This is a genomic window from Rouxiella sp. S1S-2 (assembly GCF_009208105.1).
GTDB lineage: Bacteria > Pseudomonadota > Gammaproteobacteria > Enterobacterales > Enterobacteriaceae > Rouxiella.
On the sequence record NZ_WFKL01000001.1, the window covers coordinates 3,638,195 to 3,664,749 of the forward strand.

Here is a 26,555-nt window from a genome sequence, read left to right on the forward strand (position 1 = left end):
TTAAAAGGAGGAGTCGTTCGGGCAGCCTAACTGGCTCGAAATTTCTGCCGCCGCCTGAGTCAGTTGCGCAATAATGTTGTCAGCGTTGATTTCAGCGCGCTGCACCGGGGCGCTGAGGCTTAGCGAAGCTATACAGCGACGCTGGCTGTCGAAAATAGGCACGGCAAACGCCCATACTCCGGGGGTAAGCTCACCTTCAGATCGCGCCAGCCGTTGTTGGCGAATGTTCAGCCATTGCGCAGAAAGTTGAGCGGGACTGTCTGACTGCTGCAGGTATTTGTCCTGCAAGTCATGCGCGGCATAGGCCAACAGCAGCTTGCCGGAAGGCCCTTCGCCCAATTGACGCCGGTTGCCTATCAAGCTGCGCACCTGCAGCGTTTGTTTTGAGGTTCTCGCCGCTATCTGCACCACTTCCTCGCCCTCACAGAGCCTTATCTGCAAGTTTTCATTGAGATGTTGACTCAGCCTGTCGAGCAGCGGTTCTGCAGCCTGCAGCAGCAGGTTTTGACTGCGTGCTCCCACGCCAAGCACCAAAATTTGATGCCCAAGGCGGTAGGTCACCGGGTCTGCACTTTTTTGCACATAAAAACGTGCTTCCAACGTGCACAGCAGGCGGTAAACGCGCGACTTGTTGATGCCACTCAGGCGCGCAATCTCGCTTAACCCCACGCCCGGTTTGTCGGCCAGCAAGTTCAAAAGCTGCAGCGCGCTGTCAACGCTGGCGACGCCCAAATCGCTCATGATAATTCCTTTTATATCAATCGGTTCGTCTATAAAACCGGTGTTTTATTTTTGATGAAATTAAACATTACACGATTCATGAATGATGACAAGGGTGTCCAGATCACAACTGCGCCTCTGCTCACAGTGTTTTATTCTGCTTAAAATGCGTTCGCTGAAGCGTCAATGAATTTATCGGGGCAACGGGATAAGTTTTGGTCTGCGGGAGGGGATATTGCTGGTGTATGACAGTCCGATAAATTTTTAGATATGGGTTTCTAAAAAGGTGCAATTTTTTACAAATGTTAATATTCTGTGATAGTGTCTGAATTCAGTAACTTTACGTTAAATAATATTACAGTTGTTTTGTGTCCACTGATCTCAATCAGAATTAGCGCTGATTCTGAATCGATCGCATTTTGGATTTTCAAATCTAGTCGAGGTGTATTTATGAAGTTTGATAATGAAGATGCTTTCAAACTTGCTTCTAAATTTATGGACAGTAACGCCGAAAAATTGACTGAGGTGACCTACTTTGTGAAATTTTTGGAATCCTACACAAAATTTGATGAATGGCTAAAATCAGAGCATCCCATTGAGTCAGCCAAAAATGCCAAGAAGACGTTGAAGTTCACGTCCTGACAGCAGCCTGCACAGGTAGGCATACTGAATTAAAAAACCCGCCATGGCGGGTTTTTCATTATTAACAAGGTAGGTTTATTCCCCCCTTTAACACATCACTAACTGGCAGGCTTGCAGTCGGAGTACACGTAACCTTCTTTGGCATTGCGCATCACATAGCTGTCACCAAACTTGGCAAACACCATGCCATCAATCGTTTTAGCGGTAAATATCTTGCCGCCGTCGGGCGTCTTAACCGTTTTAAGTTCCGGACTGGTGACGATCCCCTTGCCTTCAGGGCTAATGGAGAACGTGCTGCCGCTGTCGGTCAATTCGCCATTGGCGCTGATCCGCTCAGAATGAACCGTACCATCATCGCCTTCGGTATTGTGCGTCACGCTGCATTGAAAATTTTGAGCAGCAGAGGCCGTTAACGGCAAAGCAAATAAGATGATGATTGATATTAATGATTTTTTTAGCATGCCATCCCCCAACATAATGATATGTACAGAGAATAGCATCGGTGACGCACTGCGGAAAACCCCAATCAGAAAGGATTTAGCCTCCTAGCGCTGATAAATCCGCGTTTCATAGGGGCGCAGTCTTTGCAACTCACCTTCATCGTGATAATTACCCAGCAGTAATTGCCAGCCTTCCAGCGCCAACTGTTGCACATTGACGTCCTGATCCTGGGGACTGAAATTACCGATAACCACCGCCTGGCTGTCGTTCAGCGTCCGGGTGTAGGCATAAATATTCGGGTCAGTGGGCAGCAGCAGTGCATAACTTCCCTCGATAAGCACTGGCATCTGCCGACGCAGAGCAATGAGTGCACGATAAAAATTCAGTATCGAACCGCTGTCTTCGCGTTGACGCGCCACGTTGATTTCACGGTAATTTCCGTTCGCCGGATACCACGGCGTTGCCGCACTAAAACCGCCGTTGGCACTGTCATCCCACTGCATTGGCGTACGTGAGTTATCGCGCCCGCTGCGGCTTAGAAATGCCAGAATATCCGCTTCGTCTCTGCCCTGGCGTCGCATTTCAACCGCGCGTTTTTTAGCGGCCACGTCATCAAAATCATCCAGACTGGCAAAGTGGGTGTTGGTCATGCCCAATTCCTGTCCCTGATAAATAAACGGCGTACCTTTCATCAGGAAATACATCGCGGCAATGGCCGTTGCACTTTCGTGATGGTAATGCTCAACGTCGCCCCAGCCAGATACCACGCGAGGCAGGTCATGATTCTCGACGTACAGCGCATTCCAGCCTTTGTTTTCCAACAAGGTCTGCCAACGGGTAAAGATATTTTTTAACCCTATCAGGTCGAGCCCGGCATCCGGTCTGTCGCGTTGGCCGTCCTGCCACAACTTCACGTGCTCAAACTGAAAGATCATGTTCAGCCTGCCGTGCTGCTCCCCTACCCACGCTTCGCCTTGCTCGGCGGAAGCCCCGTTCATTTCGCCGACGGTGACAATGTCGTAACGATTGAACACTTGCTCGCACATGTCATCGACGTAATCGAGCAGCCCGTCATAGTTCAAATGGCGTTCGAACGACGGCACAAAAGGCAGCCCCAATGGATTGGGCATATCACTCAGAGCCGACTCTTTTTTCATGTGGCAGATGGCGTCTATGCGGAAACCGTCGATGCCTTTGTCGAGCCACCAGCGCATCATCGTGTACACCGCCTCGCGCACTTCTGGGTTCTCCCAGTTGAGGTCCGGCTGTCTTTCTGAAAATAAATGCAGAAAGTACTGCCCGCTGGTGGCGCTGTATTTCCAGGCAGAACCGTTGAAAATACTTTCCCAGTTATTGGGCTCGGCCCCTTTTTTGCCGTCGCGCCAGATGTACCAGTCGCGCTTTGGATTATTACGCGAGGCGCTCGACTCCAAAAACCACGGATGTTCGTCGGAGGTATGGTTTACCACCAAATCAATAATCAGGCGCATACCGCGTGCATGGACTTGCTCAAGCAGGCGGTCAAAATCGGCCATTGTGCCAAACTCTGCCATGATTTGCTGATAATCACTGATGTCATAACCGTTATCATCATTGGGCGATTTGTACATCGGGCAGATCCAAATAAGAGTGATCCCCAAGTCTTGAAGATAATCGAGCTTGTCAGTGATGCCATTCAGGTCACCGATGCCGTCGTCGTTGCTGTCTTTAAAGCTGCGCGGGTAAATCTGGTACGCCACAGCCTCTTTCCACCAGTTTGCCATCATGACCTCTCAAAAATTATTGCAAAAGATTCATAGGGTTGCAGTTCCAGTTGTGCGTCAAGCTGCTCACGCGGCGCACAGTTACTGATAAGACAGCGGCCCTGCAACGACTGCAAATTTTTTGGCACGTCGAGCGTAAGATGCTCGCGCGTGAAGTTATTGATAACCAGCAGCATCTGCTTCTCTAGGGTGCGCAACCAGGCAAACACTTTCGTATGCTCGGCAAAAACTTGCTGAAAATCGCCGTGCACTAAAAGTGGCAGCTGTTTGCGCAAGGCGATCAGTTGCTGATAGTGATAAAAAACAGAGTTGGGATCGGCAAGCGCCGCCGCCACGTTCACTTGCTCATAGTTCGGATTCAATGCAATCCACGGCTGACCGTCGGTAAAACCGGCATTCGCGCTGCTGTCCCACTGCATCGGCGTGCGCGCATTGTCACGTCCGTTGGCGTGTATGCCGCCTATCATCTGCGCGTGGCTTACCCCTTCGGCAATCCGTTCCTGATAAAGATTCAGGCTTTCGATATCGCGATAATCTTCAATATGGGCAAAATGCACGTTGGTCATGCCAATCTCCTCGCCCTGATATATATAGGGCGTCCCCTTTAAGCAGTGGAGTGCGGTGGCGAGCATTTTCGCTGACACCACGCGATACTGGCCATCATCACCAAATTTGGAAACCGCGCGCGGCAAATCGTGATTGCTCCAAAACAGCGAATTCCAGCCGCGATGCGCCAAAGCCGTCTGCCACTTGTTGATCACCGCTTTAAAACGCAGCAGGTCGAAAGGTTGGTTGCACCATTTGCCTTGATGCGGGTCCCAGAAAAGCTTGATGTGCTCAAACTGAAAGACCATCGTCAGCTCTTTGCGCTCCTCGGCGCTGTAAAGCAGGGCATCTTCCGGCGTGGCGCTCCACGCTTCACCCACCGTAATACTGTTGCGTTTACCAAAGGTCGCCCGATTCATCTGCTGAAGATACAGATGAAGATTTTTCCCGTTGGCCATAATTTGTTGATCGACCTCTTTACCAATCAGGTCAATAACGTCCATTCGAAATCCGCCGATACCCTTATCCAACCAGCGATTCATCATGGCGTGAACCTCGACGCGAACGCGAGGATTATCCCAATTTAGATCCGGCTGGCGGGTCGAAAACTGATGCAGATAGTATTCGCCGCTCGGCTTATCGAATGTCCTGGCGCTGCCGCCAAAGTTGGAGCGCAAGTCATTGGGCGGCCCACCGTCGGCGCCAGGTTTTCGCCAAATATAGAAATCACGGTACGCGCTGTTTGTTGAGCTAATTGCATCGATAAACCACGGGTGTTCATCGGAAGTGTGGTTGACCACCAGGTCCATCAAAATATGGATATCACGCGCCTTGGCCTCGACAATGAGACGCTCCATGTCAGCCATTGAGCCAAATATTTCCGCAATGTCCTCGTAGTCGGAGATGTCATAACCATTGTCATCCATGGGCGAGCGGTAAACCGGCGATAACCACAGCAGATTGATGCCAAGCTGCTGCAGATAATCCAGTTTGCTGATAATACCGTTAAGGTCGCCGATACCGTCGCCGTTACTGTCCATAAAGCTGCGCGGATAGACCTGATAAACCACCGCGTCCTTCCAGCCTGGTGCGCTATGCGTATCACTCATCAATTAAGCTTCCCCAAACCCGTTAATGTCTCTTTGACAGGATGCGCTGGAATGCGCGGCCCTTGCTGTCGAACAGGTAGCAGCACTCCACCGGCAGACGCACCCCGACGGTTTCGCCGACGTTAATCGCGGAACGCTCGGCGTGCCTGACGACCCAAGGTTCGCCCGCATTGCCATTGTCCAGATACAGCAGCGTTTCATTGCCCATCTGTTCGACAAACATCACCTCTCCCTGGTATTCGCACTGTTGCCTATCGCCACTTCTAATATGCTCAGGACGAATGCCGATATTCACGCTGCGTCCCTCAGCCGTGGCCGGCGTCGCGATGGGTAACGTCAGCGTTTTGCCGTTGTCCAGTTCGACCACACTGTGTTGTTCACCGGAGTGGCGCAAAATGGCCGGGATAAAATTCATCTTCGGCGAGCCGATAAACTGGGCAACAAACTCATTGGCAGGATGGTCATACAGCTCCAGCGGCGTGCCTACCTGTTCGATATTTCCCTGATTGAGCACCACAATGCGATCCGCCAACGTCATAGCTTCGACCTGATCATGGGTGACATAAATAATGGTGACGCCCAAACGCTTATGCAGGGCGGCAACCTCCATGCGCATCTGCACGCGCAGCGAGGCGTCAAGGTTGGAAAGTGGCTCGTCAAAAAGGAACAGTCTGGGTTCACGCACAATGGCGCGACCAATCGCCACACGCTGACGCTGACCGCCGGACAGGTCTTTCGGCCGCCGGTCCAGCAACGGTTCCAGTTGTAAAATGCGCGCGCATTCCCGCACCCGTTGATCAACCTCCGACGTCGAATACCGCGCCAACTCCAGCGCAAACGCCATGTTCTGATACACGCTCATGTGCGGATAGAGCGCATAGGACTGGAATACCATCCCGATGCCGCGCTCGGCAGGACTGTCGTCATTGACGTAATTACCGTCGATATACATGCCGCCGCCGCTTATCTCTTCCAGCCCGGCAATCATGCGCAGCAGCGTTGACTTACCGCAGCCCGAAGGCCCGACGATCACCACAAACTCCCCGCTTTTAATCTGTAAATCCAGCGAGTGGATGACCTGGGTCTTGGCACCGTAGCGTTTTTGAATATTATCCAGCGTCAGTTGCGCCATATCAGTCTCCGAATTCAGGTTGAAGTCATGCCGGCTGTGCGCCGGCATGGGGGAAGTCTGCGGCTATTTCAGATAATTGAGCCACGGACTCTGACGAGAGATCATCACGTCCACCAGCTCAGGGATCGCCCGGCATTTGTTATTCACCGAATCCACCAGCAGCGCCTGAATAACCAGGTCGCGCGAACCGGTCAGGATCGCCTCGGCGGTCAAGTCATGAATGGCAATCTGATTGCTCAGCAGCCCGCCTATCCCCGCCGGAACGGTGACGTTAATGCCGTGCACGCCCTTGCGGTCAATGATGGCTGGCACCTCTACGGCAATAAACTCTGGCAGTTGCTTGATAAACCCGCGGTTGGGAATATTGACCGCTGACTCCTCGTAACCTGAATCGGTCAATATTCCTTCCATAATCGGCACCACTCTCTCTTTCAACTTAAGTTCTATTTTCGGCTGCGCCTCGCCGAGGTAATTGCGATAGAAAGTATAGAAGTCGAGAATGCCGCGATGGTCACTGACCTCGCCTGCCCAACTGATGTATTCGCCAAAGTGACTGTCGCCGGTGATCGGCAGATGATGGAATTTTTCGAGGATCTCTTTGAATAGTGTGCGATCCGCCCACGGATAACGGCTATCTTTGCCGCCCAGCGCGTGGCGCTCGGTGCTGCCCTCGGTCTCCACCAGTTTGCCGTGGATACGCGTGTAGGCCAGGATATCGCTGTAGCCGGGCAGGGTTGAGAAGTAATCCGGCGCTTTGGCACGTACGTCGGCATAAGCATCTTTGCCGCTGTCTTTGTAACTTGCCTCAAGCAATACGCTGAAATGGTTAAGCCCACCGGCGCGCAGGTTCAGGTTATCGAATGAGGTGCCGAGCATTTCTGGCAGGTAGCGCTCCAGCGAGGCGATTTCGTGGCACATGCCCACAAAGTTCAGCTCAGGAAAGCGGCGATGCACGGTGGTGCAAATGCGGCTCATCGGGTTTGAATAGTTGAACACCCACGCGTTAGGGCAAATATCGGCCACGTCGGCACAGATATCCAGAATAGGCGGAATGATGCGCAGTGAATGGAATAACCCCCCTGGTCCGCCGTTTTCACCATAAACCTGCGCAATGCCGTACTGCTGCGGGATTTGCCAGTCCAGGTCCCACAGGGCAAAACGGTCCCCGACTTCTATCGAAATGATGACAAACTCCGCCCCGCGTAACGCGGTACGGCGATCGGTGGTCGCGCTGATGATAAACGGCAAGTCTTCTTTTGCCAGAAAATCGCGGGCCGTCTTTTCAGTGACCGCCAGCGCAGCGGGATTTATATCCAGCAGCACGATTTCACTGCCGTACAGTGTTTTGCTCTGGAAAATGTCACCCAGCGTGCCGTAGCCAAACTGTGCGCTGCCTGCGCCCACTAATACGATTTTTGTAGCCATATTGGTTCTGTCTCCTGACGGTTGTTATTTGGGCATCAGCCTTTGACTGCGCCATTGGTTAATCCACTGACGATGCGTCGCTGGAAAATCAGCACCACCGCCACAATAGGAAGCGTGACAATCACCGAGGAGGCCATGATGGCTCCCCACGGAAGTTCATATTGAGAAGAGCCTTGCAGCATGCCGATAGCCACCGGCACAGTGCGTTTATCGCTGGAAATAACAAACGTCAGGGCGAACATGAATTCATTCCATGCGCCGATAAACGCCAGCAGTCCGGTGGTGACCAACGACGGCCCCATGATCGGTGCAAAAATGCGGCTGATAATGGTCCAGGTGCTTGCGCCGTCGACGATGGCCGCCTCTTCAAGCTCCTTCGGGATTGCCTTCATGAAGGTGGTCAGGACCCAGATGGTGAACGGCAGCGAAAAAGTGGTGTAAGACAGCACCAGCGCGCCAAGCGAGTCATAAAGCCCCATAAAACGTACCAGTTCAAACATGCCCGACAGCACCGCCACTTGTGGGAACATCGACACGCAAAGAATGGTGAACAGCAGATATTTGCGGCCTTTAAAGTGAATGCGCGACAGGGCAAAAGCGGCGGTGATCGACACCAATAAGCACAGGCCGACCGTCAGCGTGGCCACCACGGCAGAGTTGAACAGGCTACGGGCGATGCCGTTGTCCATCAGCGCCGTGACGTAGTTACTCCAGTTCAATTCATTGGGCAGCCAGACTACGTTGAACAGGTTTTGTCCCGAGCGCAGCGAGGTGATAATCGCGTAATAAAACGGGAACAGGCAGATTAGACAGGCCAGCGTGGCTCCTGCCAGCAAGAGTGAACGATGGGCAAGCTGTTGCTGTTGACGATTCAGTCTCATTATTTTTCCTCTGAATGACGGCGGCGGCCCAGCATCAGGAAGCAGGCTGCAATACCCGCGACCATCATGAATACCAGCACCGATGCGGCGGAACCGGAGCCCATTTCCTGATAACTCACCAGCAAGTCTCGCGCATAGCCGGAGACGGAAACGGTAGCTTCACTGTTCGACGTCAAGATATAAATCAGGTCAAAGACGCGCAGCGCATCCATGACGCGGAAAATAAGCGCCACGATCATCGCCGGCATGATTAACGGCAGAGTGATACGACGAAAACGTTGCCAGGCGTTGGCTCCGTCAATCCTTGCCGCTTCGTATAAATCGCGCGGGATAAGCTGTAGCGCAGCCAGAAGCATCAGCGCCATAAACGGTGTGGTTTTCCAGACGTCGACGATGATCACCGCCCACATTGAAAGCCCAGGATCAGCCACCCAGGCCAGCGGCGTATTGATGACGCCTATTTTGAGCAGCAGGTCATTTACCACGCCGTACTGGTCGTGGAACATCCAGCTCCACATTCTGGCAGACACAATCGTCGGGATAGCCCACGGCACGAGAATGGCGGTGCGCACCAGCCCCTGACCGCGGAACTTCTGATTCATCAGCAGCGCCAGCAGCATGCCGAACACCAGCTCAAGCGAGACCGATATCAGACTAAAGCGCAGCGTGTTGCCCACCGCCAGCCACCAAAGTGGGTCGGCCAGCACGCCGTAATGATGGCCCCCCTCAGCCAGGTCAAAGTAGTTGGCGAATCCAACAAAGTGGTAGTCCTCGGGTGCGTCCAGCATCGCGTCGGTAAAGCTGTAAAACAGCGTGCGAAACAGCGGCCAGCCTGCAACGGCGGCCAGCAACAGAACAGAGGGTGCGAGCAATAGCCAGGCAATACGACTGCGGCGTAGCTGATAACTCGACTTGCTGCGCTTTTGCGCACCGCTGCCAAGGTTATCGTCAGAAAGGGATAAAGAGCGTGTTTCTTGCTTCATGCATCAATCTCCGGACCGTTAATGGGGCGCAGCGCTTAGCGCCATCCTCTGGCTTTAATTCTCTCGAGCCGCTGCTGTAACTCCGCAACCGCCGTCGCGCCGTCGCTGTCACCGCGCAGCACGTTATACGTGGCGTTGTAAATAGCTTTGGAGACCTGAGCGTATTGCCGCTTGGTCTGGGTGGCCGGACGAGGTTTGGCATGAATAAAGACTTCTTTGAAATCGGCAAGATAAGGCGCCTGCGCCAATACCTCGGGGTCGTCATACAGCGCGGTGCGTGATGGCGCCCAGCCGGTTAAGGCCAATGCTTTCTTCTGTGATTCGGCGCTGCTGACAATTTTGAGCAAGGCGATAGCCGCCTTGGGATTCTTGGTATAGGCGCTAATGGCCCAGTGCCAGCCGCCCATGGTGCTGACAGACGTGCCGTCTTCACTTTTTGGTAAAGGCATCACGCCGACCTTGCCACGGATGGCGCTGCTGCGGTCTTCTGCCAGCATGTAGGCATAGGGCCAGTTGCGCATAAACAGCGCATCACCGTTCTGGAACACCGAGCGGGACTCTTCCTCCATGTAGCCCAACGAGCCAGGTGGGACGATTTTCCCCACCCAGGCGGCGGCCATATCCAACGCCTGCGCTGCCCGCGAATTGTTGATGGTGATATTGCCCTGCGCGTCAATAAAGCTGCCGCCCTTCTGCGACTCAACCCATTCCAGTGCGTTACAGGTCAGGCCTTCATAGGCTTTGCCCTGAAACACCAGTCCCCAAAAATTCTTGTGCCCCGCCTCGCGCTCGCCCTGCTGAATACGCGTGGCGATACGGGTCAGGTCTGTCCAGGTCACGGGCGGTTTTTCGCCATATTTTTCTAATAAATCTTTCCGATAAAAAAGCGCACCGGCGTCCATATAGGCAGGAATCGCCTTGACGCGCCCGTTGACGATGTCGTTCTGCAACGAGGTGGGAAAAAAGTCGTTGCGGATGTCAGTGACGCTGTCGGTCAAATCCAGAAGATGTTTATCCAACACGCCAATCCACACGGTATCTGCCTGAAACAAGTCAATGGCCCCCGAATCTTTGGCGGCAAACAGCTGTTGGAATAAAGAAAGTTTTTCGTTCGAGGCGGGAGGAAGACTGATAAAGGCCAGAGTATGGCCGGTTTGCGCTTCAAACTGCTGCTTGATGTAGCTACAGAATTGGCGACCTTCCTTGCTCGGTGGGCACTCCATACGCAGGGTATCTGCTCGTGCCAGACCCGACGTGAGGGCCAACGCGGCAGCAATCAGTCCCGGGATCACTCTTCTCATGGCTTGCTCTCAGATGGTGGCGGGAATACCGTCATGCAAGAAAAATAGCGAAGCCGAGACATTGGCGGAAATTGATTTTCACCGCTACGATATAGAAATTCTCTATATCACCAGTGGAAAATGTGATCTTGGATAAAATTCTACGGCAGTTTATCGAAGTAGCGATGTTCAAAAATGTGAGTCATGCTGCAAACAAACTTTGCCTTAGCCAGCCGACACTTACGCATAATATGAAGAAGCTGGAAGAGAATCTTGGCGTACAGTTGCTGGAGCGGACGTCAACGGGCGTGAAAACCACGGAGTATGGCGATCTTCTGCTTGAACAGGCGCAGATGATGCAGCGTATTTATGAAAATACGCTTACCAAACTGGCATTTATCAAAGCACGTCAGGTGCAGAGTCTGCGGATGGGCACCGGGCACGCCTGGTGGTACATGTTTGTGCGCGACAGTTTTAACGCCTACAGAACGCTGCACCCCACCGTGAATATCCATGTTGATCAGGGAAACCACCTGCGGCTGATGGACCTGCTGCTGGGTGGCGATATCGATTTATTCATTGGCCATGAAATTCAGGGGCTTAACTCGAAGGCGGGCATCAGCTTTACGCCACTTTTTAGCGTGTCCGACAGTCTTTTTGTTCGCCGCGGGCATCCGCTGTGTAATAAGGTTATTGACCCCGTTGAACTGCAGGACTACCCGTGTGTAGAACTGACGCCGGATGAAGGCCGTTTTCAACACATAGTGGAGGATATGCAGCCCAAAAGGCTGGCGCGAAACCTGATGCATCTGGAAGAAAGAGTGATCTGGTCAACTAACTCGATGATGGCGGCGATAGACATGATTAACGACTCTGACGCGGTAATGATCAGTTATCCAAGATGCATGACGGAATATTTTGCCCGCTACAACATTGTGCCGCTACAAAGCAGGCAAAAAAGCCCGCGCTACAACGTGGGCTTTTATATGATGCGTGAAAAGATGGACACGGCGCACGTGGTGCAGATGCAGGAGCTGATGCAGCAACACCTTGAGCCAATACGCCACCTGCTAATTTAGCTATTTTTAGGCATTAATGCCGTTAGTGCTTCATACAATGTCCGGGTATTTCCCGGTCCCACGACCAGATGATACTCGGTGTAGTGCTGCGCCGTGTCGACGTCCAGCACTGACTTAATGTCATCCAATGACTCCAGTCCTCGCCTATCGAGCCGCGAGGTGTCGCGTATTTTTACTCTGATTCTACTGGCACAGTAGCTCATCTTGACGAGGTTTTCCGCACCGCCCATTGCCTTTAGCATTAACGCCGCCAGCTGTTGCTTTTCCATGTTGCCTCCTGATAGCCCTTTGCATTTTCCGCAGCAGCATAAAACCAATATCGGGCGATGTGAAATTGATTTAAACCCGAGCAATATAGAGTTTATCTATATCGCTCGGGTTACATGGGCAAGGTTTGTGAGTAAGTCAGAACAGGTATTTAAACCGCACGCGTGCGCCATAGCGAGGTTGGTGATTGGAGTCACCTTCTGCAGAGGAATTTAACCACGACGTGTAGGCCCCGAGATAAATATTGAAGTTAGGCATATCCATAATGTTCGGCAATTGCCAAGAGGTGTGAAGGGTATGGATATCATAATTACCCGGTGCCAAAATAGCGCAGTCGGTAATGCACTCGCTATCGATACCGGAAATATTAAATTCGGAAATTTTATTATGGGCATAAATGTAACCCACCTCCACCCGATGCCAAAGGGCATTAACACCCGCACTGAAATCTTTTTCTTCTTTTGCATTCATCATCGCGGTATTCAGGTTAATTACGGTGCCGTCCTGCGGGTTATTTTTTAGCGTATTCCACGTCATGGTTAATCCGTAACCCGTACGCCCCGACTGGTCGTTCCATTTCCCGTTATTATCGGTATAGCCATAGGCATTATTGACCAGATTGCTTTCCATCGCCGCCGCAACGGAATAGTCACCAGACTGCCATGCAATGACTGGCCGGACATACACGGCATTTTTCTGATTTTCCAACGCCATTCCGTGATAACGCTGGTCGACATACAGCGAGCTGCCATCTTCTACCAGATTGTTGACTTCAAAATACCAGTGACCGATATTTTTGCTTAACTGAAGGTTGCCACCGCTGTTGCTGCGCCCGCGCCCCTCTTTCATCATGTAAATATAGCCATAGCCGTCGCTATAAAGATTGTTCGCAGTATTGCCGGAATACTCGACAAAAGTGTCCTGATTAAGCGGGAACATGTCATAGGCTTCAAAGCGCCCCACTTTCACCTGCCAGTCATTTTGTTGGCCAAAGAAGAAGGCTGCATCGTCGAGATTCATTTTGCCATTCATATCCGCCAGCGGCTGTACGTTGAATCCGGCATACTGGCCGTTAGTCATTTTTTGTATGCCCTCCACGCCCAATAAAATCCGACCATTAATGTCCCAGCGCTCTTTATTACCCGGTGCCCAGTTTTTATTGGCGCTGGTTTTTAAAGAGGTCAGGCTTCCTGTACGACTGGCACCGTCGAGATTAAATTCAACGTCACCATAAAATTTAAGCGAAGCGTCCTTATTTAATTTAATCATTGATTCACTTTCATTCTTATTGGCGGCAACTGTACTACTTTTAACCTCAATCGGCCGCTGTTTTAATTTTACTATTTCCGCCTCGGCCTTATCGGCACGCATTTCGGCGGACTGCAGACGCTGCTCAAGTAATGCAAAGCGCTGTTCTACCGTTAAAGAGGATTGTGAATAAGCCGTCCCAGAGAATACACTGACGCACAGCATCAGTCCGATTTTTTTATTCATCGAATTAATCCTTGCTTGTTAATATAGAAAGTAAAAGCGAACCAAGTCTGCCCCGATATTCGGGGCAGAGCTTTTTATATAATTATTTTAAATTCCAGCTGCCACACTCTTTTATAATTGCGGTCCCAGACCAGGCAAAAAGCGTTAGCTGACGCTGCTGCGGGTAAATACGGCTGCTGAGGCAGGCCTCCCCGTCATTAACGAAGACTTCAACCGAAGAGCGGTCAAAAAACAGCCTCAGATTTAGCTCTGTCGTTCGCGGCAGCGGCACGCTCCGTTGTCCACAAAGCCCCAGTTGCGGATAATTGCGCTCAAGAACCAGACGTTGCGACTGACTATCGATATAAAGCCGCATGCCGTCTTGCAAGGCAATGCCATACTGCTCGGCATCGCTGGCGGCGAGGTTCCAGTTGAGAACAACTTCCGCTGTTTCACAGTGTTCCATCACGCACAGCGCTTTATTTTGCAGCGTACTGACTGACCAGCGGGAAAAGTCTTGCCGTAGCGCTTCAACCTCTCTCGCAGGCCGCATTTGCACGCGGTTGTCTTCGGTTAATGTCAGCTCTCGGGGCAGTGAAAGCATGCCGGCCCATCCGTCCTGCTGCTCGGGCAAAGGAGACTCCCACATATCCATCCAACCAATAACGATGCGGCGGCCGTCCGGCGTTAAGAAACTTTGCGGCGCATAAAAATCGTGACCGTGGTCAAGCTCGTGAAATGTAGTTTCTTGCACGAAGGCCTCGCCCGGCTGCCAATGCCCAACAATATAGCCACTCTGGAATAAATTCCGATTCGCATAGCCCTGCGCTGCGATGCCCTGCGGGGAAAACATCAGCACCTGCTTATCCTGTAGCGTAAAGAAGTCTGGGCATTCCCACATAAAACCCATGCCCGCCGGCGCTTCGGCCAAAATGCCTTCGTCGTGCCAATGATGCAGGTCTTCTGAACGGTAGAGCCTGACCATGCCGGTATCTTCAACGCGCGCGCCGACCACCATGTACCACATCCCGTTCTCGCACCACACCTTAGGGTCACGGAAGTGATGCAGTCCCGCGGGGGTATCGAGCACCAGCCCCTCACGCCTAAAGTGAACACCGTCCCGGCTGGTGGCCAGACATTGCACCTGGTAAAGATTCTCGTCGCAGGTGTTATCGCCGTGAAACTTGTGGCCGGTGTAAATCAGCGCCAACGCCTCACCGTTGACCACCGCCGAGCCTGAGAAACAGCCGTCTTTATCTTCCGGCCCTTCCGGCGCGAGTGCGACGGGCAGATGCTCCCAGTGCAGCAAGTCGCGACTGCGGGCGTGTCCCCAGTGCATTGGCCCCCACTCGGTGGAATAGGGATGATGTTGATAAAATGCGTGATACCAACCGTCGAACCATACCAGCCCGTTAGGATCATTCATCCAGCCCGCGCGGGCCGCCAGGTGATACTCGGGATACCAGCGCATCGTTAGCTGCTCGCGTTTAGCGGCCAGGGTATGTTCAGCTTTTTCTATCAATAACGTCATAATCATTCACTCTTATTTCATTCAAACGGACGAGGGGTGCGGCATTACGTCTTCGGGTGCGGGTTTGTGACTGCTGAGAAGAAAAATTGAGATAAAGGTGGTGCAGAACACCATCAGCCCCATGAGTAGATAGGACTGCGCGAAACCGTATTTTTCATAGCTGTAGCCCGCCAGTGGCGAAAGAAAGGTGGCGATAACGGAGCTAGTACAGGCAAAGCCCACAAGATAAAGCGTGGAGGAGAGCCGCTTGTCGAAGTTCAGACTGTTATATTTGAAGACTGAAACCAACAGAATCGGCAGTTCAACCGCGTGCAGCAGTTTGGTAATGGAGATAAGCACCGGCCCTTCCACTATCCCTGAGGACATCATGCGCAGCGCCATTACCATGCCAGCAAAGATCAGTCCGTTTTTAGCGCCAATGCGGTTTACCAGCCACGGCGCACAGAACATGCCCGCCGCTTCAAGAAATACCTGGAAAGAGTTCAGGTAGCCGTACATCGCATTCCCCTCCCGCAGGGTCGCAAACTGCGAAGAGAAATAGACCGGGAACTGCTGATCGTAAACGCCATAAATGCAGGTTCCGACCACGAAAAATACTAACGCCCAGAAACGTGGCAGCGTTAACAAACGCAACGCGTCTTCTAAGGTTACTTTTTCTGCGCCCAGTTCCACCCTTTCCAGACTGGCTGGGGTGCTCACTTTGAGCCGCGCTAGCAGCGCAAAGAACACCAGCCCCGCGCATGACGCAAGCAGGAAGTTAAGTTTTGGATTGATGTTGAAAAGAATACCGGCAAAAAAGGTCGCCACGGCCCAGCCAAGTGACCCCCACATGCGGGCTTTACCAAATTCAAAGGTACTCTGACGTGACACTCGCTCGGTGTAGGACTCAAGGACGCCAATCCCACCGTTAAAAGTCAGGCCGATGAACACCCCGCCGAAGATACTGCCCAGCAGGATGTTGATACTGAGCAGATAACCAAAAATCACATACGCCGGACCGGAAAAAATAAGCAGCGCAGTGATATACCACAGCAGGTTTTTGCGTAAGGCAAGCCGGTCCTGAATAAAGCCATAGCAAACCTGTGCGCAAAGCGCCGACACTGACAGCACGGAAAAGATGACGCCGGTATCCATGGCTTTTAACCCGACTTCTTGATGAAGCCAGATGGAAAGCAGAGAACTGGACGATGACCAGCTCACAAAAAAGAAAAACAGCAATGCACTTAACAGCGGGTAATTTTGAGAATGATGTTTTTTCATCATGGCAGTCTCAGTAGGAAAGATAATGAAATGGTAACGTTAACATATTACTCTTCTCACGCAATTTAAGGCGAACTTATGATGTTAATCACATAAGTTAACGTTAACATAGCGTATCTGAGAGCGCGATCATGATTTAATGTTGATTGTCGCTATGGCACAGTGAAATATTGAGAACAACATTATCTCCCCATCCTTTTACTTCAGAATGGGAGTTGTATAGCCTTGTATATTTGCAGGCATGGCCCGAGATTTCCTCGAATCAGGACAGAAACTTATGGCGTCGTTAAAAGATGTGGCAAAGCTGGCGAACGTGTCGTTAATGACGGTATCGCGTGCCTTGAATAGCCCGGAAAGGCTTAAACCCGACACGCTTGCCTGTGTGCAGGCCGCCATTAGTGAATTAAATTATGTGCCCGACCTGTCAGCCAAAAAGGTGCGCGGAGCGCGGGCAACGCCGAATACCGTCGGCGTGCTGGCGCTTGATACGGTAACCACCCCTTTTTCCGTAGAGATCACGTTGTCGATTGAAGAAACCGCTCGCGCCCACGGGTGGAACAGTTTTGTGGTCAATATGTTCTCCGACGACAGTCCTGAAACCATGGTCGACCTGCTGCTCTCCCATCGGCCAAGCGGCATTATTTATACGACAATGGGGCTGCGACAGGTGCCGGTTCCGCCTAAACTGCTCTCTCTTCCCTGCGTATTGGCCAACTGTGAAAGCCTGCATGAGCCGGTTGCCAGCTATATTCCTGACGATGAACAGGGCCAGTACGAGGGGGTGAAAGCGTTGCTACAGGCGGGTTATCGCCGACCACTTTGCCTGCACCTGCCGGCACAGCATTTGGCAACAATTCGCCGCCGCAAGGGGCTGGCGCGTGCCTGTCGTGAAGCCGGTATTGACCCCGATTCTCTGCTACACCGCTATATGGACTTCGGCGACGAGCACTATCGGGATATTCCGGCGATGATGGCAGCGCACATGCCGCAGGGTAAGCCGACGTTTGATTCCGTGGTGTGTGGTAACGATCGCGTTGCTTTCATGGTCTATCAAATTCTTCTGGCGCGAGGTGTGCGCATTCCGCAAGACGTCGGCGTGCTGGGCTACGACAATATGGTGGGCATTGGCGACCTGTTTTTGCCCCCACTGTCGACGGTGCAATTGCCCCACTACGAAATTGGCCGCCTGAGCGCGCTGCACATTATTAACGGGGATCGGCATCGTGAAACCGTTCGCGTTGAAAGCCCGTGGCTTCAACGCGAATCGATGTAAGGAAAGGGTCGGGAAGGTTAAATCACATACAAATCCAGATACTCATTCACCGCCATCTGCTCGAGTTTCTCCCGATCCAGCGAGGCGTTGAGAATACGCTGCTGCTGTTTTTCAGGGAACTGGCGGGCCAAATTGATTTTGAATTTCTCAATCAACAGCGGAATACCTTCCTGACGACGGCGGGCGTGGCCAATCGGATATTCCACCAGCACTTCGTCGAATTGGCTGCCATCGTTAAACTCAACACTGATGCCGTTACCGATCGCCCGTTTTTGCGGGTCGTGATAGTCCTGAGTCAATGTGACGTCCTCAACACAGGTAATTTTTTCCCGCAGCGTGTCGATACGCGAATCGGCGGCAATATCGTCCTCATAATCTCCGGCGGTCAAACGCCCGAATATCAGCGGAACGGCCACCATATATTGAATACAGTGGTCTCGGTCGGCCGGATTATTGAGCGGTCCCTGCTTGTCGATAATGCGAATACAGGCCTGATGAGTGCGAATGGTGATGGCCTTGATATCGTCAACGCCCTTCCCCGCCCGCTGCAATTTTTGTTGCACCGTGATAGCCGCCTCAACCGCCGTCTGCGCATGGAACTCGGCGGGGTATGAGATCTTGAACAGCACGTTTTCCATCACATAACTGCCATAGGGCCGCTGAAACTGGAACGGTTCGCCGTTAAACAGCACGTCATAGAAGCCCCAGGTTTTGGCGGTTAACGCGGAGGGATATCCCATCTCGCCGGTTTTGGCCATCAGGGCCAAACGCACGGCTCGTGAAGTCGCATCGCCCGCCGCCCAAGACTTGCGAGATCCCGTGTTTGGCGCATGGCGATAGGTACGCAGGGACTGCCCGTCTATCCAGGCATTGGATACGGCACTCAAAATTTCGTCACGCGTCAGGCCGAGCATCTCGGCCACTACCGCCGTTGAGGCCACCTTAACCAGCAGGACGTGGTCCAGCCCGACCCGATTAAAGGCGTTTTCCAATGCCAGACAGCCTTGGATCTCATGCGCCTTAATCATGCCGGTCAATACATGCCATAGGGTTAATGGCGCTTTGCCCGCCGCCACGGCGGTGCGAGAAAGCCAGTCGGCAGTAGCTAACACGCCGCCGAGATTATCGGAAGGATGGCCCCATTCGGCCGCCAGCCAAGTGTCATTAAAATCTAGCCAGCGGATCATCGTGCCGATATTAAACGCCGCCTGCACCGGGTCAAGCTGGAACTGCGTGCCGGGAACCCTCGCCCCCTGCGGCACCACCGTGCCCGGTACTATCGGCCCCAACAGCTTTTTACAGGCCGGATATTCCAGCGCTTCAAGTCCGCAACCCAGCGTATCAAGCAGGCAATAATGCGCCGTTTCATACGCCTTTTGAGAGCTGATTTTGTACTGCATGACGTAATCGACAATATCCACTATCGCGGCGTCATACGGTTGTCGGGCCGACACATTCAGTGAAGATGACATGGGGTTCCTTAACGTTTATCCAGTGGAATAAAGGGCAAATCATCGGGGCCGATATAATGCGCCGCCGGGCGGATGATTTTATTGTCTTTGCGCTGTTCGATAATATGCGCCGCCCAGCCGCTGGTGCGGGCCATCACAAACAGTGGCGTAAACATCGCGGTCGGTATGCCCATTTGGTGATAAGCCACGGCAGAAAACCAGTCCAGATTGGGGAACATTTTTTTCTCATCCCACATCACCGTTTCCAGACGACTGGCAATGGCAAAGATTTTCTCGTCACCCGCCTGCTGTGAAAGCTCCAGGGCAACCTGCTTGATCACACTATGTCGCGGGTCGGCCAAGGTATAGACCGGATGCCCAAAGCCAATCACCACTTCTTTATTGGCCAGCCGTTTTTTGATGTCGCTTTCGGCCTCATCGGGGGAGAGATAACGCTGCTGAATGTCCAGTGCGACTTCGTTGGCACCGCCGTGTTTTTTACCGCGCAAAGCTCCGATAGCGCCGGTAATTGCCGAATAAATATCCGAGCCGGTGCCGGCGATAACGCGCGCAGTAAAGGTAGACGCGTTGAATTCATGCTCGGCATAAAGGATAAGCGAAGTGTGCATCGCCTTAATCCACCGTTCGTCGGGCGCCTCACCGTGCAGCAAATGCAGGAAATGTCCGCCAATGGATTCATCGTCGGTTTCGACCTGAATACGGTTACCGTGATGGCTGTAGTGGTACCAATAAAGCAGCATCGAACCGAGTGCGGCCAGCAGGCTGTCGGCGATATCACAGGCGCCAGCGAAAGAATGGTCATCTTTTTCAGGCAGCGTACAGCCCAGCGCAGACACGCCTGTGCGCATCACGTCCATCGGGTGCGAGGCGGCGGGTAAGGCTTCCAGTACGGTTTTGACCGAAGCAGGCAACCCGCGTCGCGAGCGCAGCTTATGCATGTAGGCCGTGAGTTCTGCTGCGGTGGGCAATTTGCCATAAATCAGCAAATACGCCACTTCTTCAAACTTGCAGTAGCGGGCTAAATCGACAATATCATAGCCAAGATAGTGCAGATCGTTACCGCTGCGACCCACGGTGCACAGGGCGGTATTACCCGCCACCACGCCCGACAGTGCGACGGATTTTTTAGGGGTGAAGGTTGACGTAGTCACTTTATCTCCTTTCTTTCTGAGCAAAGAGTTGGTCCAGCTTCTGTTCAAAATCGTAGTAGTTAATGCTTTGATACAGTTCCGCACGGGTCTGCATGGTATCAACCAGATGCTTCTGCGTGCCTTCCTGCCGCAATCCGCGATAAAGCCGCTCGGCTGCCTTATTCATCGCGCGAAAAGCAGAAAGTGGATACAGCGCCATAGCGACATCGACGGTTTTCAGTTCGTCCAGCGTAAACAAGGGCGTTACGCCAAACTCGGTCAGATTAGCCAGAATCGGCACGCCTGACGTTTTAGCAAAAACGGCATACATCTCCAGCTCGGTGACCGCCTCCGGAAATACCATATCGGCGCCCGCTTCGACGTAGGCCTGAACGCGCGCAAGTGCGGCATTAAGCCCTTCGGCAGCTAGCGCATCCGTACGCGCCATAATGACGAAATTCTCATCAGTACGCGCATCGACTGCCGCTTTGATGCGATCGACCATTTCTTGCGTGCTGACGATTTCTTTATTTGGGCGATGCCCACAGCGTTTCGCGCCGACCTGATCTTCAATATGCAGCGCCGCCGCACCGGCTTTGCTTATCTGCCTCACGGTGCGGGCGATATTAAACGCCGAGGATCCAAAACCGGTGTCGGCATCAACCAGCAGCGGTAAATCACACACATCTGTGATACGACGCACGTCGATTAACACGTCATCAAGGGTAGAAATACCTAAATCGGGCAGCCCGAGCGAACCCGCTGCCACCCCACCCCCTGAAAGGTAAATCGCCTGGTAACCGGCCTGTTTAGCCAGCAAGGCGTGGTTGGCATTGATGGTGCCAACAATCTGTAAAGGGGACTCTTGGGTCAGGGCGGCGCGGAATGCGCGACCAGGAGAATGTAAGCTCATCGTTACCTGCCTGTTAATCGGGGATTAAGTTCTCCATTAACCATAGCAAGGGGGATGCCAACGGATAGGTGCATGGCTCTCAATTCACGCATAAAAAATATTAACGATATATATCAATAAATTAAAAAAAATATTTCAACCAGTGATATTTGCCGTGCTGATATTGTCACCGAGCGCGTTACAGGCTATGTTTCGTTTAGGTTTCATATTTAGATTAATGAAACAACAATGAAACGCATCTAAACCACAGCGACGACTTAGGGACACCCATGGCAGACTCTTCGCGATATACCACCGAGGCAGGTAATAAGCCGGTGATTTGGACGGTGTCTATCTCTCGTCTTGCCGACCTTTTCCGAGATATCAGCCTGGAATTTGATGATAGCGCCATCATCACACCGGTCCCCTACGGTTTTGAAAAGGCCGTCCAGTTCATTAGGAAAAAGCTGGCCACCGAGCACTGTGATGTCATTATTTCCTCCGGCTCGAACGGGGCTTACCTTAAAAGTCGCGTCTCGGTACCGGTGATTACCGCAAGGGCCAGCGGTTTTGACGTGATGCAGGCATTGGCTAACGCGCGAAAAATCAGTGCGAAAATCGGGATCATTACTTACCAGCACACCTTACCTCAGCTGACTGAATTTCAGCAGGTGTTCGATTTGCCGATTGAACAACGCAGCTATGCTACCGAAGAGGATGCCCGCGCTCAGATTAATGAGTTAAAAGCCAAGGGTATCGAGGTAATAATCGGTCAGGGTATGGTCACCGATTTGACCACTGAAGCCGGACTTATCGGCGTGTTTGTCTATTCCGCCAATTCAGTAAGGCAGGCGTTCCATGATGCGCTGGACCTCTCTCACTTAACCCGTGCGGGAATCAATCAGAGTCGGAAATTTGCATCGCCAAATTTATTGCATACGCGCCATAACATCAGTGATTTACAGGGTGAATCACCCGCGATGGAGCAGGTTCGCCAAACAGTCCTGCTCTACGCCCGCTCACCCGCTGCCGTGCTAATCCAGGGTGAAACCGGTACCGGTAAAGAGTGGGTGGCGCAGGCGCTGCATCGTGAATATATCGCCCTCCGGCACCCTCGTCAGGATAAGAAAAGCGCGCCTTTTATTGCGATTAACTGCGGGGCTATCACCGAATCACTGCTCGAAGCGGAACTATTTGGTTATGAGGACGGTGCCTTCACCGGCTCTCGTCGAGGCGGAAGGCCGGGACTGTTTGAGGCGGCAAACGGCGGTACGCTTTTCCTTGACGAGATAGGAGAAATGCCGCTCGCGATGCAAACGCGCTTATTACGCGTGCTTGAAGAGCGCAGAGTCGTGCGGGTCGGCGGTCAGCGGCCGATTAATATTAATGTGCGGGTCATTAGCGCCACGCATTGTGACCTCGATGCCTGGCAGCAACAGGGGCGCTTTCGTTCCGACCTGTTTTATCGCCTCAGCGTACTGCGCCTGCCTCTGCCCGCGCTCAGAGAGCGGCAAGAAGATGTCATTCTATTGGCGAAGTGGTATCTGCAACAATCGCTGACGGCCCTCAATGCACCGGTGCAGGAGAAGATGCTTAACGCCATCAATCACTGTCGAGAACTGCTGCTTGATTATCACTGGCCGGGTAATATCCGAGAATTACGTAATCTCATGGAGCGCGTGGCGCTGTTTCTCAGCGCCTCACCTGAACGGCTGTTAACTAAAGAATTTATGCTGAGGCTGTTACCGGAATTGGCGCAATTACCCCCAAACGTGGATATCTCACTCGCAACACCTCCCGCGCCGACGCCCTTGCTATCGGCCGAGCAGGCGCTGGAAAAATTTTCCGGTAATCATTCTGCAACGGCTGATTATTTAGGCATTAGCCGCACCACGCTATGGCGAAGATTGCGCAAAGCGCGCGAATAAATACCGGCTCCCAAATGCCTGCTTATGCGTCTTTTATGGCTCAATCATTCCGGTTTCTACTTCAAACAAACGCGTTTCACCCGGTTCAAGGTTTAGCAACGTATCGGCCTGTTTCGCGGCAAGAAAACCTTCGGGACGGCAGGTGGCTGGCAGCACAAAAGCCGCCACTTGCTGATCAGAATTGTGCAATATCCAACGCGTCGCATGACTAAACTGGCGGGTGTCAAACTGGGTACTGAATCCATAGCCCTCCGGTGAAGTCACACTGAAGCTGACCTTCTCACCGTACTGCGACAGATTATCGGCAAAAAAGACGATTTCCGGGTCACACATTTCAGGTCGATTCAGGCCGTCAAAATTTGCCGGTGCCAACGCCATCTGACGGGTGTAGTCAAGCCAGGTTGGCGTTGGATGCACGTGAGCAGGAATCGAGGTTCTGAGCACAAATGCGTCATCAGGAATACTTTGGCTGAAAACGCCATTCGCTACCCAGGCATAGTTCATGTGGCACATGTACTGCAGCGGCATACTTTTACCGGCAAGGTTAGTCACCGCCATTTCAATGCGCAGCCGTGGGCTGTCTGCCAGCAGCGTTACCGCCGGTGTCGCGCGGTAGTGGTGGCCAAATCCCTTGATATATTCCACCTCGCCCCTGAGAGTAATGCCCTCTTCGTCCAGCTCTAGCCATGCGCTGTCCATTTTCGCACACGACATTTCGCCGTGCAGCGGATGGTCGTCTTCCGGTGCGGGACAGCCGTTTGCCAGCAGGCCAGAATGAAAGGCAAAGCAGCCATAAGTGTCGATGATGTCCTTGCCGGGCAACGGCTGTTTGAAACCGTTGCCCATCGTCAATGTGCGCCCGTCGAAACTTGCGTCCCAAATCATCTGGCCGTAATAAGGCAGGACGATAACCGCCCCGCGCTCATTTTCAAGCCTTACCGCCTCAATGCCTGAAGCGTAGCGGAACAGCGTAACCTTGAATCGCGAGTGGATGAGTAAAACCCGAGGCGTTTCCGTAAACATTGATGAGGTCAGCGGCAACGTGGTTTTCATTGTGCATCCTCCGCTAAACGTCCTGTGGTGGTGGGCTGTTTTTTATGACGCAGCTCGCCCCAGAAGTAAAAACCGACCCAGGCAAAGCACAGCAGCGAGACGCCAAACGCCAGTTGCATCGAGCCTGTGCGGTCAGAAACCAGACCTTGCAGCGCCGGAATGAAGGCGGCACCGACAATGGCCATGACGATAAACGCACCGGCGACTTCAGTATATTTATTGTCCACGGTGGAAAGTGTACCGGCATAAATGGTTGCCCAGCAGGGTCCGAACAGCACGCTGACGAACACCGCCGCATACACCGCTGTGAAGTTCGGCACCAGCATCACATAAAGCAGCGTGGCAACGCCCACGATGGAGTAGGCAATCAGCACCTTTTCCGCCCGGAAGCGCGTCATCAGGAAATTGGCGACAAACTTGCCGATGAAGAAGCAGATAAAGCTGTAAATCATAAAGTTGGAGGCGTGGCGTTCATTGACAGCCCCCAGGTTTAGCGCCAGGCGGATGGTAAATGACCAGACGGCCACTTGCATACCGACATAGATAAACTGGGTCATAATGCCGCGCTTAAAGTGGCGGTTTTTCGCCAGATAGCTGAATGTTTCACTCAGGCTCGGCAGTTTTTTCTCTACGGTCTGCGGCTTGCAGCGCGGATAGCGCGTCAGCAGGAACAGCACCATAACGACCACCAGCACCATCACCAGATATTTATAAGGCTCCAGCGTATGTTCGAGCATATTCAGTTTGAACTGATGCAGTTGGTCCGGGTTGAGGCCAGCCATTTGACGATGCAGACTGTCACCGTCCTGAAACACCAGGTATTTTCCCAACACGATGCCCATCAGCGCGCCAACCGGATAAAAAGTCTGGCTGATATTAAGACGCAGCGTGGCGTAACCGCGATGACCAATCATCGAACTGTAGGTATTCGCCGCCGTTTCAAGGAAGCTTAGACCGATGGCAATGGCAAAAATAGCCGCCAGAAACATGGTGTAAGTCGCCATATGCGACGCGGGGTAAAACAGCACGCACCCGACGATATAGAGCGCAAGCCCGAGCAAAATGGCAATTTTGTAACTGCTGCTGCGAATAACCAAAGAAGCGGGAATAGCAATCAGGAAATAGCCGCCGTAAAAAGCACTTTGTACCAGTGCACTGGCAAAGTCGCTCAGTTCAAAAACGCTCTTGAACTGGGTGATCAAAATGTCGTTCAGGCTGGCGGCACAGCCCCACAGCGGAAACAGGCAAGACAGCAAAATAAACTGCAACAACGGGGTTTTATTTAAATATCCGTCGGGCTGCTGAATGATGTTCGGGTGCATGATGAATCCTCAATTAAGCAGTGAGAAAACGCTGAAAAGTCTCGGCATCGGGGTAGGAGCGCTGAGTGCCCCTTTGTGTGACACTGCAGGCGGCATAGGCGGATGCAGACTGCATAGCCTGTGCAATATCGCCGTGTTGAATCAGATAGTGGGCAAAGCAGCCGATGAAAGCATCACCGGCACCGCTGGTGTCAACGGCCTGCACGGTGGTTGGATCAATACGGTGCACGGCGTCGCCCTGCATCCACACGGAGCCGCGACTGCCCAAAGTTATGATTAAGTTTTTCAGCCCACGTCCTAGCAGCATTCGTCCGGCGCGCAGCACTTCTTCCTCGGTGCTGGTCGGCAAGCCGGTGAGAATTTCCAGTTCGGTTTCATTAGGCATAAAGAATTCGCACTGGCAGGCATAGTCGATATCCAGGCCTGCAACAGCGGGTGCGGGATTAAGGATCACTTTGATGCCATGTTGGCGGGCAAAATCGATGGCGTAATACACGGTTGGCAGCGGTATTTCGAGCTGTAAAACGATCAGGCTACAGGCTTTTAACTGTTCAGCGGCAGCATCAATATCTGCAGGAGAAAGCTTAGCGTTCGCACCCTTGATAATCAGAATGCGGTTTTGCGACTGGTCATCAACAAAAATGGGCGCTACGCCGCTGGACGTGCCCGGCGCGACGGTGACATGGCGAGCATCTACACCATATTGCTGCAAATTTTTCACCGTATTTTCGGCAAAGATATCTTCGCCCACCTTGCTGACCATCATAACCTTCGCACCCAGTTTGGCGGCAGCCACGGCCTGGTTAGCCCCTTTGCCGCCGCAGCCTAGCGCAAAATCAGGTGCCTCTAGCGTTTCACCGGCTTTAGGCATCGTATTTGTGTAAGTAATAAGGTCGACCATGTTCGAACCAATGACGGCAATTTCCATCACATCTCCCCGGAAAAATTAAAAT

24 protein-coding genes are annotated in these 26,555 nt (G+C 52.6%); 5 read left to right on the plus strand and 19 right to left on the minus strand.

Annotated features, from left to right (window positions below):
- A complete protein-coding gene (locus GA565_RS16720; RefSeq protein ID WP_152199482.1) occupies positions 1-741 on the minus strand; it encodes an IclR family transcriptional regulator in 741 nt (246 codons plus the stop codon).
- Positions 742-1,170: 429 nt separating this feature from the next.
- On the opposite strand from GA565_RS16720, the gene GA565_RS16725 reads away from it, so the two are divergent.
- Complete coding sequence (locus tag GA565_RS16725; RefSeq protein WP_055783471.1) at positions 1,171-1,362, plus strand: hypothetical protein; 192 nt, start codon at positions 1,171-1,173, stop codon at positions 1,360-1,362.
- Between the two features lie 98 nt (positions 1,363-1,460).
- On the opposite strand, the gene GA565_RS16730 is transcribed toward GA565_RS16725, so the two are convergent.
- The 8 genes from GA565_RS16730 to GA565_RS16765 form a co-directional block, all read right to left on the minus strand.
- Positions 1,461-1,823 (minus strand): hypothetical protein, encoded by a 363-nt coding sequence (locus tag GA565_RS16730; protein WP_152199484.1) that lies wholly within the window; start codon positions 1,821-1,823, stop codon positions 1,461-1,463.
- A gap of 84 nt (positions 1,824-1,907) precedes the next feature.
- Positions 1,908-3,566 (minus strand): alpha-glucosidase, encoded by a 1,659-nt coding sequence (locus tag GA565_RS16735; RefSeq protein ID WP_055783772.1) that lies wholly within the window; start codon positions 3,564-3,566, stop codon positions 1,908-1,910.
- Positions 3,566-5,221: an alpha-glucosidase gene (locus GA565_RS16740; protein ID WP_152199485.1), complete on the minus strand. Its 1,656-nt coding sequence runs from the start codon at positions 5,219-5,221 to the stop codon at positions 3,566-3,568. The genes GA565_RS16735 and GA565_RS16740 overlap by 1 nt, the downstream gene beginning before the upstream one ends.
- Before the next feature lie 22 nt (positions 5,222-5,243).
- Entirely contained in the window at positions 5,244-6,353 is a 1,110-nt protein-coding gene (locus GA565_RS16745) for an ABC transporter ATP-binding protein (protein WP_152199487.1), read from the minus strand.
- A gap of 63 nt (positions 6,354-6,416) precedes the next feature.
- Entirely contained in the window at positions 6,417-7,778 is a 1,362-nt protein-coding gene (locus GA565_RS16750) for an alpha-glucosidase (RefSeq protein ID WP_055783455.1), read from the minus strand.
- Positions 7,779-7,813: 35 nt separating this feature from the next.
- Positions 7,814-8,659 carry a carbohydrate ABC transporter permease gene (locus tag GA565_RS16755; RefSeq protein ID WP_152199489.1) on the minus strand — a complete coding sequence of 282 codons (846 nt, stop codon included), beginning with the start codon at positions 8,657-8,659 and terminating at the stop codon, positions 7,814-7,816.
- Positions 8,659-9,642: a carbohydrate ABC transporter permease gene (locus GA565_RS16760; RefSeq protein ID WP_152199491.1), complete on the minus strand. Its 984-nt coding sequence runs from the start codon at positions 9,640-9,642 to the stop codon at positions 8,659-8,661. Before GA565_RS16760 ends, GA565_RS16755 begins: the two co-directional genes overlap by 1 nt.
- Before the next feature lie 35 nt (positions 9,643-9,677).
- Positions 9,678-10,943: an ABC transporter substrate-binding protein gene (locus tag GA565_RS16765; RefSeq protein WP_152199493.1), complete on the minus strand. Its 1,266-nt coding sequence runs from the start codon at positions 10,941-10,943 to the stop codon at positions 9,678-9,680.
- Between GA565_RS16765 and GA565_RS24645 the strand changes: the two genes are divergently transcribed.
- Together GA565_RS24645 and GA565_RS16770 are read left to right on the plus strand one after the other, a co-directional pair.
- Positions 10,942-11,079 (plus strand): hypothetical protein, encoded by a 138-nt coding sequence (locus tag GA565_RS24645; protein WP_193311925.1) that lies wholly within the window; start codon positions 10,942-10,944, stop codon positions 11,077-11,079. The genes GA565_RS16765 and GA565_RS24645 overlap by 2 nt on opposite strands.
- The gene (locus GA565_RS16770; protein ID WP_152199494.1) at positions 11,066-12,001 is read left to right on the plus strand and encodes a LysR family transcriptional regulator; all 936 of its coding nucleotides are present in this window, start codon (positions 11,066-11,068) and stop codon (positions 11,999-12,001) included. Before GA565_RS24645 ends, GA565_RS16770 begins: the two co-directional genes overlap by 14 nt.
- Here the strand turns inward: GA565_RS16770 and GA565_RS16775 are convergent.
- The 4 genes from GA565_RS16775 to GA565_RS16790 form a co-directional block, all read right to left on the minus strand.
- Entirely contained in the window at positions 11,998-12,270 is a 273-nt protein-coding gene (locus GA565_RS16775) for a PTS transporter subunit EIIB (protein WP_152199496.1), read from the minus strand. The genes GA565_RS16770 and GA565_RS16775 overlap by 4 nt on opposite strands.
- Before the next feature lie 136 nt (positions 12,271-12,406).
- Positions 12,407-13,762 (minus strand): carbohydrate porin, encoded by a 1,356-nt coding sequence (locus GA565_RS16780; RefSeq protein WP_152199498.1) that lies wholly within the window; start codon positions 13,760-13,762, stop codon positions 12,407-12,409.
- Between the two features lie 82 nt (positions 13,763-13,844).
- Positions 13,845-15,272 (minus strand): glycoside hydrolase family 32 protein, encoded by a 1,428-nt coding sequence (locus GA565_RS16785; protein WP_152199500.1) that lies wholly within the window; start codon positions 15,270-15,272, stop codon positions 13,845-13,847.
- A 21-nt stretch (positions 15,273-15,293) separates the two neighbouring features.
- Positions 15,294-16,535 carry an MFS transporter gene (locus GA565_RS16790; RefSeq protein WP_152199501.1) on the minus strand — a complete coding sequence of 414 codons (1,242 nt, stop codon included), beginning with the start codon at positions 16,533-16,535 and terminating at the stop codon, positions 15,294-15,296.
- A 274-nt stretch (positions 16,536-16,809) separates the two neighbouring features.
- Between GA565_RS16790 and GA565_RS16795 the strand changes: the two genes are divergently transcribed.
- Positions 16,810-17,805: a LacI family DNA-binding transcriptional regulator gene (locus tag GA565_RS16795; RefSeq protein WP_152199503.1), complete on the plus strand. Its 996-nt coding sequence runs from the start codon at positions 16,810-16,812 to the stop codon at positions 17,803-17,805.
- Positions 17,806-17,822: 17 nt separating this feature from the next.
- Here GA565_RS16795 and GA565_RS16800 read toward each other — a convergent pair whose 3' ends face one another.
- Genes GA565_RS16800 through prpB form a run of 3 tightly spaced genes read right to left on the minus strand, consistent with a single transcriptional unit; the run spans position 17,823 to position 21,320 of the window.
- A complete protein-coding gene (locus tag GA565_RS16800) occupies positions 17,823-19,277 on the minus strand; it encodes a bifunctional 2-methylcitrate dehydratase/aconitate hydratase (protein ID WP_152199504.1) in 1,455 nt (484 codons plus the stop codon).
- 8 nt (positions 19,278-19,285) lie between these two features.
- Positions 19,286-20,428, minus strand: a complete 1,143-nt coding sequence (prpC, locus tag GA565_RS16805; protein WP_152199506.1) for a 2-methylcitrate synthase — start codon at positions 20,426-20,428, stop codon at positions 19,286-19,288.
- Between the two features lies 1 nt (position 20,429).
- Positions 20,430-21,320: a methylisocitrate lyase gene (gene prpB / locus GA565_RS16810; RefSeq protein ID WP_152199508.1), complete on the minus strand. Its 891-nt coding sequence runs from the start codon at positions 21,318-21,320 to the stop codon at positions 20,430-20,432.
- Positions 21,321-21,589: 269 nt separating this feature from the next.
- On the opposite strand from prpB, the gene prpR reads away from it, so the two are divergent.
- Positions 21,590-23,227, plus strand: coding sequence for a propionate catabolism operon regulatory protein PrpR (prpR, locus tag GA565_RS16815; RefSeq protein WP_152199510.1), 1,638 nt, complete (start codon positions 21,590-21,592; stop codon positions 23,225-23,227).
- Positions 23,228-23,260: 33 nt separating this feature from the next.
- Here prpR and GA565_RS16820 read toward each other — a convergent pair whose 3' ends face one another.
- Genes GA565_RS16820 through rbsK form a run of 3 tightly spaced genes read right to left on the minus strand, consistent with a single transcriptional unit; the run spans position 23,261 to position 26,530 of the window.
- Positions 23,261-24,280 (minus strand): aldose 1-epimerase family protein, encoded by a 1,020-nt coding sequence (locus GA565_RS16820; RefSeq protein ID WP_152199512.1) that lies wholly within the window; start codon positions 24,278-24,280, stop codon positions 23,261-23,263.
- Positions 24,277-25,602, minus strand: coding sequence for an L-fucose:H+ symporter permease (fucP, locus tag GA565_RS16825; RefSeq protein WP_152199513.1), 1,326 nt, complete (start codon positions 25,600-25,602; stop codon positions 24,277-24,279). The genes GA565_RS16820 and fucP overlap by 4 nt, the downstream gene beginning before the upstream one ends.
- 13 nt (positions 25,603-25,615) lie before the next feature.
- Positions 25,616-26,530 (minus strand): ribokinase, encoded by a 915-nt coding sequence (gene rbsK, locus GA565_RS16830; RefSeq protein ID WP_152199515.1) that lies wholly within the window; start codon positions 26,528-26,530, stop codon positions 25,616-25,618.
- Between the last annotated feature and the right edge of the window lie 25 nt (positions 26,531-26,555).

Coding starts and splice junctions, on each gene's coding strand:
- GA565_RS16720 (WP_152199482.1), bottom strand. CDS start 741: ATGAGCGATTTGGGCGTCGCCAGCGTTGACAGCGCGCTGCAGCTTTTG.
- GA565_RS16725 (WP_055783471.1), top strand. CDS start 1,171: ATGAAGTTTGATAATGAAGATGCTTTCAAACTTGCTTCTAAATTTATG.
- GA565_RS16730 (WP_152199484.1), bottom strand. CDS start 1,823: ATGCTAAAAAAATCATTAATATCAATCATCATCTTATTTGCTTTGCCG.
- GA565_RS16735 (WP_055783772.1), bottom strand. CDS start 3,566: ATGGCAAACTGGTGGAAAGAGGCTGTGGCGTACCAGATTTACCCGCGC.
- GA565_RS16740 (WP_152199485.1), bottom strand. CDS start 5,221: ATGAGTGATACGCATAGCGCACCAGGCTGGAAGGACGCGGTGGTTTAT.
- GA565_RS16745 (WP_152199487.1), bottom strand. CDS start 6,353: ATGGCGCAACTGACGCTGGATAATATTCAAAAACGCTACGGTGCCAAG.
- GA565_RS16750 (WP_055783455.1), bottom strand. CDS start 7,778: ATGGCTACAAAAATCGTATTAGTGGGCGCAGGCAGCGCACAGTTTGGC.
- GA565_RS16755 (WP_152199489.1), bottom strand. CDS start 8,659: ATGAGACTGAATCGTCAACAGCAACAGCTTGCCCATCGTTCACTCTTG.
- GA565_RS16760 (WP_152199491.1), bottom strand. CDS start 9,642: ATGAAGCAAGAAACACGCTCTTTATCCCTTTCTGACGATAACCTTGGC.
- GA565_RS24645 (WP_193311925.1), top strand. CDS start 10,942: ATGGCTTGCTCTCAGATGGTGGCGGGAATACCGTCATGCAAGAAAAAT.
- GA565_RS16765 (WP_152199493.1), bottom strand. CDS start 10,943: ATGAGAAGAGTGATCCCGGGACTGATTGCTGCCGCGTTGGCCCTCACG.
- GA565_RS16775 (WP_152199496.1), bottom strand. CDS start 12,270: ATGGAAAAGCAACAGCTGGCGGCGTTAATGCTAAAGGCAATGGGCGGT.
- GA565_RS16780 (WP_152199498.1), bottom strand. CDS start 13,762: ATGAATAAAAAAATCGGACTGATGCTGTGCGTCAGTGTATTCTCTGGG.
- GA565_RS16785 (WP_152199500.1), bottom strand. CDS start 15,272: ATGACGTTATTGATAGAAAAAGCTGAACATACCCTGGCCGCTAAACGC.
- GA565_RS16790 (WP_152199501.1), bottom strand. CDS start 16,535: ATGATGAAAAAACATCATTCTCAAAATTACCCGCTGTTAAGTGCATTG.
- GA565_RS16795 (WP_152199503.1), top strand. CDS start 16,810: ATGGCGTCGTTAAAAGATGTGGCAAAGCTGGCGAACGTGTCGTTAATG.
- GA565_RS16800 (WP_152199504.1), bottom strand. CDS start 19,277: ATGTCATCTTCACTGAATGTGTCGGCCCGACAACCGTATGACGCCGCG.
- prpB (WP_152199508.1), bottom strand. CDS start 21,320: ATGAGCTTACATTCTCCTGGTCGCGCATTCCGCGCCGCCCTGACCCAA.
- prpR (WP_152199510.1), top strand. CDS start 21,590: ATGGCAGACTCTTCGCGATATACCACCGAGGCAGGTAATAAGCCGGTG.
- GA565_RS16820 (WP_152199512.1), bottom strand. CDS start 24,280: ATGAAAACCACGTTGCCGCTGACCTCATCAATGTTTACGGAAACGCCT.
- fucP (WP_152199513.1), bottom strand. CDS start 25,602: ATGCACCCGAACATCATTCAGCAGCCCGACGGATATTTAAATAAAACC.
- rbsK (WP_152199515.1), bottom strand. CDS start 26,530: ATGGAAATTGCCGTCATTGGTTCGAACATGGTCGACCTTATTACTTAC.